Here is a 15,580-nt window from a genome sequence, read left to right on the forward strand (position 1 = left end):
CCGCTTTTCCGGAGTTCTTACTTAATCGGCCAATAGACCTTGAACTTGGCGTCCTCAGTCATCATCAACTGTGGCGCCACCAGGTATTCCTCGTAGGCGCGATCGCGCGTGGAGGCTCCGTTGACCATAGCCCAGGCACGTATGGACTGGCGCTCGCTTTCGAGGCCGGTCGCATAGCCGGTGTAATCGGTGGTCGCGGCGCGGCCTCCCGGAATCTGTTCCAAGGTGACTTCGGCTTCAGTTTTAACAGCCCATTCGCCGCTGCTTTCACCATTTTTGCTCACCGGCTGGACGACATCGAAACTGTAGCTGTCCGAGGTGAACTCATTGGTCACGATGCGCATCGGACCATTGGCCTGCAGACCATTGGCGGCGATGATTTTGTTGATCCAGGCCATTTTGTTAACGATGCCGATGGCGATTTCATTGTTGTCACGCTTGGAAATCACGGTGGCCACCAGAGCGTTGGTTGCCGGAACCTCTGTAAACGTAATCGGATTCACGCGGTCGGCATAGGAAAGCTTCGGAACCGTGGCAAGGAAGGTGGTCAGACGCTTGCCACCGGCTTTGATCTTGTCACCGACGTTGCGCTCGACGTACATCCCTGCAAAACGGCCAAAAAGGTTCCAGCCGTAATCGACTTCATAGACCTGGCGGATTTCGACGTTCTTATTGAGCGGGCCGGTACGGTCGAGATGGATGGTCAGGAATTTATCACTGCCCTGCGAGGAGTCATCAATGGCATATTTGATTTTTTCCTGGGGAATGCTTTCAATCAGCTTCCAGGTTCCGCTGCCGGTGGAGCGGTTCAGCGAGCTGTAGCTCATGGTCGCGCCGACGCCGGTGGCCGGGTCGCTGACCTGGGACTTGAGCATGCTGTCCGAGCGCAGGATGTTCCACTCGTCAAAACGGTTGAAGCCGTTGAGGACGTCGTATACGGTGCTGATTGGACGATTGCTCTCGATTTTATGTTCAACAGTACGCTTCGAAGGCAGGAACAGGCCGACGGTGGCGAACAATACAACGACCACAGCCAGCGAAATCAGGAATTCGTAAATTCGGTTCATTATAAAGACTCTCTCCAAGGGCAAACTGCCTTTACAGGCAATCAGTCCTAAAGGATACCATTTAATGTCCGGATTGGGTTGCCCCCGGCCGGCACTTTTCACCGGCCGGAGGGTACCGTTTAGACGATTTTAAGTTCGAAAGCCTTTAACACGGCCCGGGTACGGTCACGCACGCCGAGCTTGGACAGGATGTTGGAGACATGGTTCTTGATGGTGCCTTCAGCCACATGCAGGGAGTTGGCAATCTCCTTATTGGAGAACCCACCGGCCATCAACCGCAGGATTTCGGTTTCACGCTCGGTCAATGGATCCGGGCGTTCGAGGCTGACGAAATGGTTGTTCAGCCCTTCCAATCCCGACAGTAGACGTTGTGACATCGCCGGCTGCACCAAGGATCCGCCCTTGGCCACGACCTGTATGGCTTCAACCAGTTGCTCCAGACTCACGTCTTTCAGCAAATACCCTTTGGCGCCGGCGCGAATTCCGGCCAGCACCAGATCATCATCATCGAACGTGGTCAGAATGATGGTCGGCGGCAGGCGGCCGGCGGCCGAGAGTTCCTGCACCGCCTCCAGGCCGGATTTCACCGGCATCCGCATGTCCATCAACACCACATCCGGTTTGATTTCGGGGATCTTATCGATAGCCTGTTGGCCATCACTGGCTTCCGCAACCACCTCGATGTCGCTTGCCAGGGACAGTAAGGATCTGACCCCTTGACGGACCAAGGTCTGATCATCCACCAAAAAAACTCGAATCATGCGCTATTCTCCCAAAGGCAAAGTAATGCTGACGCTGAATCCATGACCGGGCGTGGATTGAATCAAGAGTTTCCCGTTGAGGGCCCTGACGCGCTCTTTCATACCCTGCAAGCCGTTGCCGAGGCGAGCCAGTGTTGCCCCGACCCCGTCGTCTTCCGACTTCAAAATCAATAAATTATCCAACTTTTGTAAAGACAATTCGAGCTTACTGGCGCGGGCATGTTTGATCGTGTTAGTGATCAATTCCTGAACACAGCGGAGAATGACCTGTGCCACGCCGGAGTCCTCCAAGGTCAGATCCGGATCGGCATGAAGGTGGATATCCAAATTGGGCATCGGCTGCACCAGTGGCGCAATTGCCGCCAGAATATCGATGGCACAGCCCTCGCGCATCTCCGAAACCGCTTCACGCACATCGGAGAGCAGAAGCTTGGCCAAAGCGTGGCTTTGCCGGACGTGTTCCTGCGCCTTGCCCTCGCTCAGATGCCCGGCAACTTCCAGATTCAAACTCAAAGCAGTCAGATGGTGGCCCAACAGATCATGCAATTCCCGGGATATCCGCAGACGCTCACCGACCCGGGAATTTTCCGCCAAAAGGGTGCGTGCGGCACGCAGCTCGGCAATCAGGCGGCGTTGTTCTTCCCGGGCAGCCGCCTGCTGCTTCGCAACATAGCCGGTAACGAACACGAATGTCGAAAATCCGGCATACAGCAGGCTTTGCAGGAAGGCTTCCCACCAAGTCAGCCCATCGGAACTGAAAATAAAGACAGGAATGACCAACAGGTGACTGACGATGAGCCACAGGGACCCGAGCCGAACCGGCAGCAGCCAAGGCAGAATGCCGGCAATGACAGTCAACAGCATGCTGCCCAAACCCGTTTCAGAATAATAACTTACGGCGATTGCAAACAGGGTCAACAGGAGCAGGCTGACACTGTCGCGCCAGCCACGGCGGTAAATATTGAGCTGGCCGGTCACCAGCAGGTACAGGACACCGAAAGCGAGGTAGCTGAATATCCAGCCGGAAACCGAGCCCGAGCTGAGCCCGCTTTGATCGAAGCCCTGCCAGCCCGCGTAAAGCAGGGGAATGCCGACCATGCCCCAGGTAAACAGTCCTGCGAAGCGCAACAGTTGCTGATGGTTGATGCGAGCATTCATCGGGGAATGATACCCCCTAATCAATCACTTGCAAGCCGCCATAAGTCATGCATGAACCTTTTCGTGCAAAAACTCTAACGCTGCTCCGGCTCTCCATGCGATAATTCCGCATCAAGCCGAAGACGGGCTGGTTGGATTCTGGAGTAGTCTCGATGTCGATTTCGATCCGCGACGTGCAAGCGCACGAACTGGACGCCATTCTGGCCATGAACAATGCTGCAGGCAGCGGCATCCTGCCGATGAATCAAGGGCAGATCCACTATTTCTGGCAACATGCCGACTATTTCCGGGTCGCCGAATCCGATGACTGCCTCGTCGGTTTCCTGATCGCCATGACCCGGGATGCCGACTACGAAAGCAGCAACTTCCGCTGGTTCAAGGAGCATTACAACGCCTTCGTTTATGTCGACCGCATCGTCATCGCCAAGGGCCAACGCAGTGCCGGCATCGGAAGGCTGTTTTACGCCGATGTGCAGAGCTTCGCGGAAGTGCGGGCGCCGGCCCTTGTCGCCGAGGTATTCATCGAAGACAGCACGCATCCTGCCCTGCTGTTCCACGGCAGTTTCGGTTTCCATGAAGTCGGCCAGCATCAACTCCCGGACTCTCCGCTTCGTGCAGCCATGCTTTACAAGGATCTGTGCAGCTATCCATTCGTGCTCGCCACCTACGGTACACAATTACCCCCAGTTCCCTGGCTTCAGCCAAGGGGCAAACCTCGGGCCGACACCCATCTGGCCACGGGAACCTGACATGGGCGGCACAACGGTCAGCTACGAGCAATGCGGGGAATTGAAATTCGGCCAGGTCGGCATCGCCAATCTGCGCATCCAGAAACTGGATATCACCGCATTGAAAAACGAAATGCAGGAGCGCGTTGAGCGCGCACCGAAACTCTTTCGGCACGCGGCCGTCATTCTCGATTTCAGTGCCCTGCTCGGCTGCCCGGACGCCGAAACCGTCGACGCACTGATTGATGCCTTGCGCAACGCCGGTGTCATGCCGGTCGCCATCGCCTATGGCACCCCGGCTGTGGAAAAACTGGCCGAACAGGTTGGCATGCCGATTCTCGCCAAATTCAGGGCTTCGTTTGAACGGGATGATGGCAGCGAGCCGGCACGCCCGGCACCAGCCCCCGAAAGCAAACCCGTGCCTGCCGCCGCTCCCGCAGCCTTAACCGGTCAGGAGCCCGGCCTATTGCAAACCCAGCCCTTGCGCTCGGGCCAGCAGATTTATGCCGCCGGTCGCGATTTGACGGTGTGCGCCATGGTCGGCGCCGGTGCCGAAGCCATCGCCGACGGCTCCATCCACATTTACGGGCCGCTGCGTGGCCGCGCCTTGGCTGGCGCCTCGGGCAATGCCCAAGCACGGATTTTCTGCCGCGAATTCAACGCCGAACTGGTCGCGATTGCCGGCACTTATAAAGTTCTGGATGAAATCCCCAAAAAACTGCTGGGAAAAGCGGTGCAGATCTGGCTTGATAAAGACCAACTCCGCATCGAAGAACTGGCTTAATATGAACCATCGACATTGACAGACAAGGAGCGCATTTTGGCAGAGATCATCGTAGTCACATCCGGTAAGGGCGGCGTCGGCAAGACCACGTCCAGCGCAAGTATTGCCTGTGGCCTGGCTAAAGCCGGTAAAAAGACCGTGGTCATCGATTTCGACGTCGGTCTGCGCAATCTCGACCTGATTATGGGCTGCGAACGCAGGGTCGTTTACGATTTCGTCAATGTGGTTCATGGCGAGGCCAACCTGAAACAGGCTCTCATCAAAGACAAACGCTTCGACAATCTTTTCGTGTTGGCGGCCTCACAGACCCGCGACAAGGACGCGCTGACCCGCGAAGGCGTCGAAAAAGTGCTTAAGGACCTCGCCGCCGAAGGCTTCGACTACATCCTGTGCGATTCGCCGGCCGGTATCGAAAAAGGCGCCTATCTGGCCATGTACTACGCCGACCGTGCAGTGGTCGTGGTCAACCCGGAAGTGTCTTCGGTGCGCGACTCGGACCGCATCCTCGGCCTGCTGGCCTCCAAGACCCAAAAAGCCGAAGCCGGTGAACACATCACCGAACACCTGTTGCTGACCCGCTACAATCCTGCCCGCGTCGAGAAGGGCGAGATGCTCTCCATTGGCGATGTCGAGGAAATCCTCGGTCTCAAGGTCGTTGGTGTCATTCCGGAATCGCCGGAAGTGCTGCAGTCCTCCAACTCGGGTAACCCGGTCATCCTGGACGAAAACTCCGACGCCGGACAGGCCTATACCGATGCCGTCGCCCGCATCCTCGGCGAAGACCGCCCGATGCGCTTCACCACCGTCGAGAAGAAGGGCTTCTTCTCGAAAATGTTCGGAGGTTGAGCCATGGGACTTCTGCGCAACATCATCGAACAGCTGGAAAAACTCGACAGTAAACCGACCTCGGCCTCGACCGCCAAGAACCGCCTGCAGATTCTGGTGTCGCAGTCCCGCAGGGATGCCAGCGCTCCGGACTACATGCCGCGCCTGCGCAGCGAACTGCTGGAAGTGATCAAGAAATACGTGCAGGTCAACGACGAAGCAGTCAAGGTCAACTTCGAGAAGGACAAGGACGGTATCCAGGAAGTGCTCGACATTCAGATCGCCCTGCCCGACAAAAGCTGAGTAATGGGCTTTGAAGCGGACGCAGCGGTCGTGCGCCTGCGCGATATCGCCATTGAACAGGCCCGGCAACTGCTGGGCCTGTTTGGTTTGGAACTGGTCATGATTGCTGATGGCGAAGCCATTCCCGGTAGCTACTGGGGCGAATGCGAGGCCGGACTGATCGGCAATCGCGTCTACGTGCGGGTGGATACTCCCGTACATTCCCTGCTGCATGAGGCCTGCCATCTGATGGTACTGCCGCCTGATAGAAGAGCCGCCGTGCATACAGATGCCACCGATTCTGTTTTGGAGGAGGACGCCACCTGCTACCTGCAGCTGGCCTTGGCCGACCGGATTGCTGGCTTCGGTTTCGAGCGCGCCTGTGCCGATATGGACACCTGGGGCTACAGCTTCCGGCTGGGCTCAGCGCGTGCCTGGTTTGAACAGGACGCCGACGATGCCCGTACCTTCCTGCACGAACGGGGGATATTCCCCCTGCCCGGCCCAGCCGAGCTTCAGCCAATTAGCGAAGCCTGATATCATCGGAGGGATTACAACCCGCTTTTGGAGCTTCCGTGAATATCCAACGTCTCGCCCTCACCCTCGCCGTCTCCGCCAGCCTGCTCGGCCTGTCCGCCTGCAGCCCGAAAACCGGTGACGGTACTTCGACGGAAGCTGCTTATGCCAATGAGACCGCCGATGAATTCATCGCCCGCGTCAACCGCGAGCTGACCGAAGCCTATCCGGAGATCACCTCTTCACAATGGTTGGCCTCGACCTACATCAACAGCGATTCCGAACGCATCTCGGCCAAGGCCAATGAACGCTATCTGGGCATGTTGAGCAAGTACATCGCCAAAGCCAAGACCTTCCCGACCGATGCCAAAATGACGCCGGAAACGGCACGTGCTTTGCACCTGCTGAAAATCGGCGTCACCCTGCCACCACCGAACGATCCGAAAGCCCTGGCCGAAATGACCGGTCTGGCCACCAAACTTGAAGGCATGTACGGTTCCGGCAAATACTGTCCGAACAGCAAGAAACCGGAAGACTGCCTCGACATCGGTGCTGTGTCCAAGATTCTGGCGGAGCCTACCAGCACTTACGAACAACAGCTGAATGCCTGGAACGGCTGGCACACCATTGCCATGCCGATGCGCAAGGATTACCAGCGCTTCGCCGAACTGTCCAACCAGGGCGCCAAAGATCTGGGCTTCGGCAACACCGGCGAACTCTGGCGCTCGGGCTACGACATGAACCCGGCCGATTTCCAGAAGGAAAGCGACCGTCTATGGGGCCAGGTCGAACCGCTGTACAAAGAACTGCAGTGCTACACCAAGAACAAACTGGTCACCAAGTACGGCGACAAGGGCCAAATCAACGGAATGATTCCGGCGCATCTGACCGGTAACCTCTGGCAGCAGGACTGGGGCAGTCTCTGGCCGATCCTCGAACCCTACAAGGGCGCCGGCAGCCTCGACATCAACAGCGTGCTGCAGAAACAGCATGACAAGGTGCTGAACGAGAAACTGGCCGCCGCCGGCGGTGCTGCAACACTCAGCCCATTGAAATTCGCCGATATCTCACACGAAGCCGACCTGCAGCAGGCCAAGGATATGGCACGCCTTTCCGAAAGCTTCTATACCGGTTTAGGGATGCCGAAATTACCCGAATCGCATTGGTCCAACGCGCAGTTCATCAAGCCGCGTGACCGCGATGTGGTCTGCCACGCAAGCGCCTGGGACATGAACCTGCAGGGCGACGTGCGCATCAAGATGTGCATCACCCCGACTGAAGAAGACCTGACCACGCTCTATCATGAATACGGTCATGTCTATTACTACCTGGCCTACAACAAACTGCCGATTCTGTTCCAGGGCGGCGCCCACGACGGATTCCATGAAGCCATCGGTGACACCATCGTGCTGTCGATGACGCCAGAATACATGAGCTCGATCGGCCTGATCGACAAACCCGCCGTCAGCCAGGAAGCCGTGATCAATGGCCAGATGCGCATGGCCTTGGCCAAGGTCGCGTTCATGCCCTTCGGTCTGATGATCGACCGCTGGCGCTGGGGCGTGTTCGACGGTTCGATCAAACCGGACCAATACAACAAAGCCTGGTGGGACCTGAAAGCCAAATACCAAGGCGTGGCTCCGGCTACCGCCCGCGGCGAAGAACACTTCGATGCCGGCGCGAAATACCATGTGCCGGGCAACACCCCGTACACCCGCTATTTCCTGTCGCACATTCTGCAGTTCCAGTTCTACAAAGCCCTGTGCGATGCGTCCGGCTTCAAAGGCCCGCTTTATCAGTGCAACTTCGCCAACAACCCGGAAGCCGGCAAGCGCTACTGGGCCATGCTGAGCAAAGGATCCAGCCAGCCCTGGCAGAAGACCATGAAGGAACTAACCGGCAAGGAAGAAATGGACGGCTCGGCCGTGCTGGAATATTTCGCGCCGCTGCAAATCTGGCTGAAAGAACAGAACCAAGGTCAGCAGTGTGGCTGGAAAGCTCCGGAATAAGCGTCTGACATGTTGAGCGCATCCTCCGACCTGCAATCCCAAGCCTTGGCCACCGCCACGGCTCTGCCCGCGCGTTTCTACACCGGCGAAGGCACGGCCGCGGTGGACCAGACCGCTGTATTCAACCGACACTGGCAATATGTCTGCCATAGCTCGCAGATCGCCGATGAAGGCGATTATGTGGTCTCGGTACTCGGCCAACTTCCGGTCATCGTGATCCGCACCGCTGAAGGCCTGCGCGGCTACCACAACGTCTGCCGACACCGAGCCGGGCCCTTGGCGCAATGTTCAGGCAAAGGCGCCAAGCAATTGCGTTGCCGCTACCACGGCTGGACCTATAACCTGGATGGCAGCCTGCGCACCGCCACCGAAATGAAGGATGTGGCAGATTTCGACGTCAGCTCGGTGCGTTTGCCGGCATTGCAGGTGCGTGAGTTCGCGGGCCTGGTGTTCGCCGCTTCGGAGAACCCGCCGCCGTTCGAGGAATACGTGGCCGGCATCGCCGAACGTCTGGCGGTCAGTGGCCATGCGCTTGCCGATCTGCGCTTCCACCAGCATCTGAGTTACGACATCGACTGCAACTGGAAGACCTACGTCGACAATTATCTGGAAGGCTACCATGTGCCGCACGTGCATCCGGAGCTGAACAAGCTGCTGGATTACCGCAGCTACGTGACTGAAACCAAACGCTGGTATTCCATCCAGTTCAGTCCGCTGGAAAGCGGCGATGACCTGTACGGCTCGGGCGAAGCGCTGTATTACTTCATGTACCCGAACACCATGCTCAACATCCTGCCGGGCCGCCTGCAGACCAACCGCGTGCTGCCCTTGCCGAACAACCGTTGCCGGGTGGAGTTTGATTTCTTCTATGCGGTAAGTGCCGACCCGAGCAAGGATGAAGTCCGCCGCAAGCGTGATCTGGAATTCTCTGACGTCGTACAGGATGAAGACATCCAGATCTGCGTTGATGTGCAGCGCGGTCTGGACAGCGGCTCGTATGTGGCTGGGCGTTTAAACCCGCTGCGCGAGAACGCCTTGCATCACTTTCAGGAACTGCTGCGTTCCGATTACCGGGCTCACAGTTCGTCAGTGGGTTCGAAGGCCGCCGGCTGATCCGGGCAATGAATGGTTGCATGCGGTGATTGCAGATACAGGCGCCAGACGCCGTACGAAGCCGCTACGAACAGACAGCAGACCCCGGCCATCAGTGCCGGGTTTTTGCTGACCAGTGGCACCAGCAACCCGGAAATCAAGGCATTCGACATCAGGCTGACGAAGGCCTGCATCGAAGACGCCGTGCCGCGTATGTGCGGATACAGATCGAGCAATGCGATGGTCAGGATCGGAAACACCAGCGCAATGCCGAAGGCCAGACCGCTCATCGGCAGCACCGCCCAGGGCAATTCAAGCCGAACCGCGGTGCTGGCATAGATCAGATTCAACACGGCCGAGGCCGCGCAGATGCCGAAGCCCCACTGCACCATGCGCATACCACTGGCCTTGCCGGCCAGCCGGCCGCTGATGAACGCGCCGATGCTCATGCCGGCGATGGTCGGTACGAAGAACCAGCCGAACTGGGTTTCGTCCAGACGCAGGTGGGTCATCACGTAATCGGGCGCCGCTGCGATGTACAGGAACAGGCTGCCGAACAGGAAGGTGCCGGCCAGCGCCAGACGTCGGAACCCGGTATGCAGAATCATTTCGCGGTAGGTCGCGCTCAGCGGCACCGGATGGAACGCCACCCGCTTGGCGGGTGGGTGCGATTCCGGCAGAAAGACGGCCACCACCACCAGCATGAACAGGCTCAACCCGGCCAAAAACCAGAAAATGCCCTGCCAGTGGCTCCAGCTCAGAATGTAACCGCCGATGATCGGCGCAACGGCCGGCGCAATCGAGAATATCATCGACACCATGCTCATCATGCGTTGGGCATGGTCGCCGTCGAACACATCGCGGATGACCGCGCGGCCGACAATCAAGCCGACCCCGGCACAAAGCCCTTGAATGAATCGAAAAATCAGCAACTGTTGCAGATCGACGGCTAGGGCACAGCCGACGGATGATGCCAGGAACAGCGCCAAGCCGCCGAGAATCACAGGCCGGCGCCCGAAGGCATCCGACAGCGCACCGTGCAACAGCGACATCGCAGCGTAGCCCAGCAGATAGATGCTGATGGTCTGCTGGATGACGGCGTCAGCCACCTGCAGATCGTTGGCGAGCACCCGGAACGCGGGGAAAATGCTGTCGATGGCGAATGGACCGACCATCGCCAAAAAACCGAGAATCAGTGCCAATCGGCGCCGGGAAATGGCCATGGCCTCAAGCGGCATGGACGTGCGGCTCCGGCATCAGAATGGCAGCGACGGCCAGCCGAAAATCGGAGCCAGATACCAATAGGCGGCACCAATGACGGCGAGAACGACGGCCAAGCGCAGCAGAAAGCCCATGACTTTGAAAAGCAGGACCAGACAGACCAAGACAAGCAAGCCGATGATGATGCTAGTACTCATGCAATCTCCTTCGTTTCAGTTTACCCGAATGCCGAAGGCGATGCCCATCCGCCGGCAAACCCGTTAGAATGAAAACATCCGCAATACGAGCATGCCATGACCGATTTGACCCGCCCCAGCTTCCACGGTTTCGAACAGATTCCCCTGCGTGAATACGCCGAACGCGCCTACCTCGATTATTCGATGTATGTGGTCCTTGACCGCGCACTGCCCTTCCTCGGCGATGGTCTGAAGCCGGTCCAGCGCCGGATCATCTTTGCCATGAGCGAGCTGTCGCTCAACGCCGCCGCCAAGCCGAAAAAATCGGCGCGTACGGTCGGTGATGTCATCGGTAAATACCACCCGCACGGCGACTCCGCCTGTTACGAAGCCATGGTGTTGATGGCTCAGCCCTTTTCCTACCGCTACCCGCTGATTGAGGGTCAGGGTAACTTCGGTTCCACCGACGATCCGAAATCCTTCGCGGCCATGCGCTACACCGAATCGAAGCTGACCCCGATCGCGGAGGTCCTGCTCGGCGAACTCGGCCTAGGTACGGTCGACTGGAACCCGAACTTCGATGGCTCGCTGCAGGAACCGACCTGGCTCCCGGCGCGTCTGCCGCACATCCTGCTCAACGGGACCACCGGCATTGCCGTCGGCATGGCCACCGACGTCCCGCCGCACAACCTCAATGAAGTGGTCAGCGCCTGCATCCGCCTGCTGGACGACCCGCAGGCCAGCGTGCGCGATCTGTGCGAACACGTGCTCGGCCCGGATTATCCGAGCCAGGCCGAAATCATCACCCCGCGCAGCGAAATCATCGCGATGTACGAAACCGGCGGCGGCTCGATCCGCGCCCGCGCCACCTACGTCAAGGAAAACAGTGATATCGTGCTGACCGCACTGCCCTACCAGGTCTCGCCCTCGAAAGTGATGGAGCAGATCGCGCAGCAGATGCGCGCCAAGAAACTACCGTGGCTGGAAGACCTGCGCGACGAGTCCGATCACGAAACGCCGACCCGGCTGGTACTGGTGCCGCGTTCGAACCGGGTCGATGTCGATTCGCTGATGGGACACCTGTTCGCCACCACCGACCTGGAGAAAAGCTACCGGGTCAACTTCAACATCATCGGCCTCGATGGCCGTCCGCAGGTCAAGCACCTCAAGGCACTGCTCAACGAGTGGCTGACGTTCCGCATGGATACCCTGCGCAAGCGCCTGACCTACCGCAAGGAAAAGCTGGAGCGCCGCTTGCACCTGTTGGAAGGCCTGCTGATTGCGTTCCTGAATCTCGACGAAGTCATCCACATCATCCGCACCGAAGACGAACCGAAAGCCGCATTGATCGCCCGTTTCAAGCTGAGCGAGGACCAGGCCGATTACATCCTCGAAACCAAACTGAAACAACTGGCCCGACTCGAGGAAATGAAAATCCGCGGCGAGCAGGCCGAACTGGCCGCCGAACTGGAAAAAATCATCGCCACGCTCGGCTCCAACGCCAAACTGAAAAAACTGCTGAAAGACGAACTGCAAGCCGACGCCAAGAAATTCGGCGATGCCCGCCTGTCACCGCTGGTGTCGCGCGAAGCGGCTCAGGCCATCGATGAGACCGCGCTGGTCGCCAGCGAACCGATGACCGTGGTGCTGTCGCAGAAGGGCTGGATCCGCGCCGGCAAGGGCCACGAGCTCGACCCCGGCGCACTCGGCTACCGCGATGGCGATGCCCTGCTCGACTTCGTGCGCGGGCGCAGTACCTGGAATGCCGCGGTGCTGGATTCCACCGGCCGCAGCTATTCCTGCTTGACCCACACCCTGCCCTCGGCACGCGGCAACGGCGAGCCGCTCAGCGGCCGCTTCAGTCCGCCTTCGGGCGCCGACTTCGTCGGTCTGGCCTCGGGCGAACCGAATCAGAAATTCGTGGTCGCTTCCAGTTTCGGCTACGGCTTCATCACCGCGTTCGAGAATTTCCTGGCCGGCAAGAAAGCCGGCAAACAGCTGATCAACGCCGACAAGGCCGCCAGCGTTCTTCCCCCGGCGGCGGTGCATGACATCGCAACGGATTTCGTGGTGGCCATCAGCAGCGGCGGAAATCTTTTGGCTTTCCCGGCTTCGGAGCTTCCCGAGCTCGACAAAGGCAAGGGCAATAAGATTCTTCAGATCCCGCCGGCCAAACTCAAGGATGGTGAAGAAAACATCGTTGCCGTCACCTGCGTGCGTAACGGCGGCGAGCTGGTGCTGCACTGCGGGCAGCGCAAGTTGGTGCTGAGCTGGCGCGACCTGCAGGCCTATCAGGGCGCACGTGCCCAGCGCGGACATGCCTTGCCGCGCGGTTTCCAGCGCGTCGATAGTATCGAAAGTCTTTAATTTTCCGAGGAGTCCGATTTCATGGCACTGCTGACCTGGACCAAACGCGCACTGGTGGCGCTGCTGTTGATTGTGATCGTGCTCGCGGCAAGCATCTACTTTCTGCTACGCGGCAGCCTGCCAGTGCTCGATGGTGCACAGTCACTGCAGGGCCTGTCACAAGCAGTGCAGGTCAGCCGCGACGGCAATGGCACGGTCACCATCACGGCGGCCAATGACGCCGATTCGGCCCGCGCACTCGGCTACGTGCACGCCCAGGAACGCTATTTTGAAATGGACCTGCTGCGGCGCTCGGCTGCCGGTGAGCTGTCGGCCTTGTTCGGCAATATGGCCGTGGAAAAAGACAAATCCATCCGTATCCACCGCTTGCGTGCGCGCATCCGCGATCATTTCGCACAGATGGCCGGCAAGGATGCCGCGGTGTTACAAGCCTATGCCGATGGTGTGAATGCCGGCCTGGCCGATCTGTCGGTCCGGCCTTGGCCGTATCTGCTGCTCAGCACCAAACCCGAAGCCTGGCAGCCGGAAGATTCGTTTCTGGTCGGCTACGCGATGTTCTTCGACCTGCAGGATGAAAGCAACGAGCGTGAATTCAAACTCTGGCAGCTGAAAGGTGCATTGCCCAGCCCGATTTACGCCCTACTGACGGAAACCCAATCGGAATGGGATGCGCCGCTGTTCGGTGAACCGAAAAACGCGATGCGCATTCCAGATGCCGATCGGATCAACCTCAACAGCATGAGCGCGCCGCAATTGGCGTTCCAGCCGAACCGGCAGGCCGAAGCGGTCGGCAGCAACAATTTCGCGGTGGCCGGATCGCTGACCCGTGACGGACGCGCCATTGTTGCCGATGACATGCATCTTGGGCTGCGCGCGCCCAACATCTGGTTTCGTGCCCGCCTGCTCACCGGTAGCGATTCGGACGTCTCCGGCTTTACCCTGCCTGGCATTCCCTCGGTCATCGTCGGAAGCAACCGGCATGTGGCTTGGGGTTTCACCAACAGCTATGGCGATTTCACTGATTTCTTCATCGTGCGATGGGCCGATGCCGCACGCAGCAGCTACATCAATGCCGAAGGTAAAGCCGTTCCGGTTCGGCGCTTCCAGGAGCGTATCGCAGTCAAAGGCGGCAAAGCCGTCATGCTGGACGTCAACGAAACTGAATGGGGGCCGGTGACACGGGATGTCGATAAACGGGTTTCACTGGCCTTGCGCTGGGTAGCGCAGGAACCGGGCGCACTCAACCTCGGCTTGAATAGCGTCAGCCACAGCCGTTCGCTCGATGAAGCCCTGCTGGCTGCCGAAAGCACAGGTATTCCCGGTCAGAATCTGGTCATCGGCGACAAGAACGGACGCATCGCCTGGCGCTTGACTGCCCAGATGCCGAAGCGTGCCGGCAACTGCGACAAGCGCATGCCGATGGACCCAACGGCCGGCTGCACGTGGAACGGCTGGCTGCCCGGCGCGGAAAATCCGAAACTGGTTGATCCACCGATTGCACGGCTGTGGACGGCCAACGGCCGCGTCGTCGACGGTCCGTGGCTGGACCTGGTCGGTAATGCCGGTTATGCCTTTGGTGCCCGCGGCACGGCCATCCGTGAAAATCTGTTGGCTAAAAAACAATTCACCGAAAAAGACCTGCTGGCGATTCAGACCGATGGCCGCGCGCCGTTCCTAGAACGTTGGTGGCAAAAGCTCGATGACGCCGCCGGCGATGCCGCCGCGGATTCCGCGTTGCGCACCCTGCGCGATGCCGATCCGAGCTGGGATGGCGGCGCCAAAATTGATTCGGTCAGTTACCGCATTACGCGGGCTTGGCGTTTGGAAGTCAGTAATCGTATCGAAGAAATGCTGTTGGCACCGGCCATTGAACGTCTGGGCCGCGAGGCCACCAAGCCCGGTCCGAACGGTTTCGATTACGAAGCCCCGGGCTTCACCGGCTTCGAGGACGTGGCCTGGGCGCTCTTGGAAGACCAACCGAAGCACTTGTTGACCCGTGACTACAAAGATTGGAACGACCTGCTGGAACAGTCTGCCAAAACGGTGCAGGCCAAACTCAGCGAACAAGGCCCGCTGAAGGATCGCACCTGGGGCGAGCGCAATACCGCCGCCATCTGCCATCCGCTTGCCGCGGCTTTGCCGGCTTTCGCCAAATCGGCGCTATGCATGCCGCCGGATCAGCTCGCCGGCGATGCCGACATGGCTCTGGTAGTGTCACCGAATTTCGGCGCGTCGCAACGCATGGTAGTCTCGCCGGGCCATGAAGAGGATGGCATCATCCACATGCCGGGCGGCCAAAGCGGACACCTGCTCTCGCCATTCTGGGGTGCCGGTCATGCCGATTGGGTACAGCACAAACCAACGCCATTCCTTCCGGGCAATACCGAATACACGCTCACCTTAAAACCGAGATAACTCGTTAATTTGAATTATGTACGCGTTTATTTGCGGGGCAATGTGGCTACCTGATAAATCAGCATGCGCACCGACACCTGCTCGCAAAACATTGATTTTATTATATTGTCATATTCATTTCGTCAGAATTTCGTATCCGTGTCGTTTTACATCGCTTAGAAAACCGTAAGACTGAGCTC

Annotated in this window: 14 protein-coding genes; 9 read left to right on the top strand and 5 right to left on the bottom strand. The window is 58.8% G+C overall.

Features of this window, described 5'->3' with window-relative positions; translation table 11 throughout:
• Positions 1 to 17 precede the first annotated feature (17 nt).
• The 3 genes from ACIQ1A_RS00205 to ACIQ1A_RS00215 all read right to left on the bottom strand — a co-directional run bounded on the left by ACIQ1A_RS00205 (position 18) and on the right by ACIQ1A_RS00215 (position 2,986).
• Positions 18 to 1,067: a hypothetical protein gene (locus ACIQ1A_RS00205; protein ID WP_395769066.1), complete on the bottom strand. Its 1,050-nt coding sequence runs from the start codon at positions 1,065 to 1,067 to the stop codon at positions 18 to 20.
• Positions 1,068 to 1,186: 119 nt separating this feature from the next.
• Complete coding sequence (locus ACIQ1A_RS00210) at positions 1,187 to 1,828, bottom strand: response regulator (protein ID WP_395769067.1); 642 nt, start codon at positions 1,826 to 1,828, stop codon at positions 1,187 to 1,189.
• A gap of 3 nt (positions 1,829 to 1,831) precedes the next feature.
• Entirely contained in the window at positions 1,832 to 2,986 is a 1,155-nt protein-coding gene (locus ACIQ1A_RS00215; RefSeq protein ID WP_395769068.1) for a sensor histidine kinase, read from the bottom strand.
• A 152-nt stretch (positions 2,987 to 3,138) separates the two neighbouring features.
• Between ACIQ1A_RS00215 and ACIQ1A_RS00220 the strand changes: the two genes are divergently transcribed.
• Genes ACIQ1A_RS00220 through ACIQ1A_RS00250 form a run of 7 tightly spaced genes read left to right on the top strand, consistent with a single transcriptional unit; the run spans position 3,139 to position 9,243 of the window.
• Positions 3,139 to 3,735, top strand: coding sequence for a GNAT family N-acetyltransferase (locus tag ACIQ1A_RS00220; protein WP_395769069.1), 597 nt, complete (start codon positions 3,139 to 3,141; stop codon positions 3,733 to 3,735).
• A 1-nt stretch (position 3,736) separates the two neighbouring features.
• Positions 3,737 to 4,498 carry a septum site-determining protein MinC gene (gene minC, locus ACIQ1A_RS00225; protein WP_395769070.1) on the top strand — a complete coding sequence of 254 codons (762 nt, stop codon included), beginning with the start codon at positions 3,737 to 3,739 and terminating at the stop codon, positions 4,496 to 4,498.
• A 36-nt stretch (positions 4,499 to 4,534) separates the two neighbouring features.
• A complete protein-coding gene (gene minD, locus ACIQ1A_RS00230) occupies positions 4,535 to 5,344 on the top strand; it encodes a septum site-determining protein MinD (RefSeq protein ID WP_297799261.1) in 810 nt (269 codons plus the stop codon).
• Between the two features lie 3 nt (positions 5,345 to 5,347).
• A complete protein-coding gene (gene minE / locus ACIQ1A_RS00235; protein ID WP_395769071.1) occupies positions 5,348 to 5,626 on the top strand; it encodes a cell division topological specificity factor MinE in 279 nt (92 codons plus the stop codon).
• Between the two features lie 3 nt (positions 5,627 to 5,629).
• Positions 5,630 to 6,142 carry a hypothetical protein gene (locus ACIQ1A_RS00240; protein WP_395769072.1) on the top strand — a complete coding sequence of 171 codons (513 nt, stop codon included), beginning with the start codon at positions 5,630 to 5,632 and terminating at the stop codon, positions 6,140 to 6,142.
• A 38-nt stretch (positions 6,143 to 6,180) separates the two neighbouring features.
• Complete coding sequence (locus ACIQ1A_RS00245; RefSeq protein ID WP_395769073.1) at positions 6,181 to 8,130, top strand: M2 family metallopeptidase; 1,950 nt, start codon at positions 6,181 to 6,183, stop codon at positions 8,128 to 8,130.
• Positions 8,131 to 8,139: 9 nt separating this feature from the next.
• Complete coding sequence (locus ACIQ1A_RS00250; RefSeq protein ID WP_395769074.1) at positions 8,140 to 9,243, top strand: SRPBCC family protein; 1,104 nt, start codon at positions 8,140 to 8,142, stop codon at positions 9,241 to 9,243.
• On the opposite strand, the gene ACIQ1A_RS00255 is transcribed toward ACIQ1A_RS00250, so the two are convergent.
• Positions 9,207 to 10,460 carry a multidrug effflux MFS transporter gene (locus tag ACIQ1A_RS00255; protein ID WP_395769075.1) on the bottom strand — a complete coding sequence of 418 codons (1,254 nt, stop codon included), beginning with the start codon at positions 10,458 to 10,460 and terminating at the stop codon, positions 9,207 to 9,209. The genes ACIQ1A_RS00250 and ACIQ1A_RS00255 overlap by 37 nt on opposite strands.
• 18 nt (positions 10,461 to 10,478) lie before the next feature.
• Positions 10,479 to 10,640, bottom strand: a complete 162-nt coding sequence (locus ACIQ1A_RS00260) for a hypothetical protein (protein WP_395769076.1) — start codon at positions 10,638 to 10,640, stop codon at positions 10,479 to 10,481.
• Between the two features lie 96 nt (positions 10,641 to 10,736).
• Between ACIQ1A_RS00260 and parC the strand changes: the two genes are divergently transcribed.
• Positions 10,737 to 12,986 (top strand): DNA topoisomerase IV subunit A, encoded by a 2,250-nt coding sequence (parC, locus tag ACIQ1A_RS00265; protein ID WP_395769077.1) that lies wholly within the window; start codon positions 10,737 to 10,739, stop codon positions 12,984 to 12,986.
• Positions 12,987 to 13,007: 21 nt separating this feature from the next.
• Positions 13,008 to 15,401 (top strand): penicillin acylase family protein, encoded by a 2,394-nt coding sequence (locus tag ACIQ1A_RS00270; protein WP_395769078.1) that lies wholly within the window; start codon positions 13,008 to 13,010, stop codon positions 15,399 to 15,401.
• Positions 15,402 to 15,580: the final 179 nt, after the last annotated feature.

It is taken from the genome of Arenimonas sp. (assembly GCF_044353605.1).
In the GTDB taxonomy this organism is placed as follows: Bacteria; Pseudomonadota; Gammaproteobacteria; order Xanthomonadales; family Xanthomonadaceae; genus Arenimonas.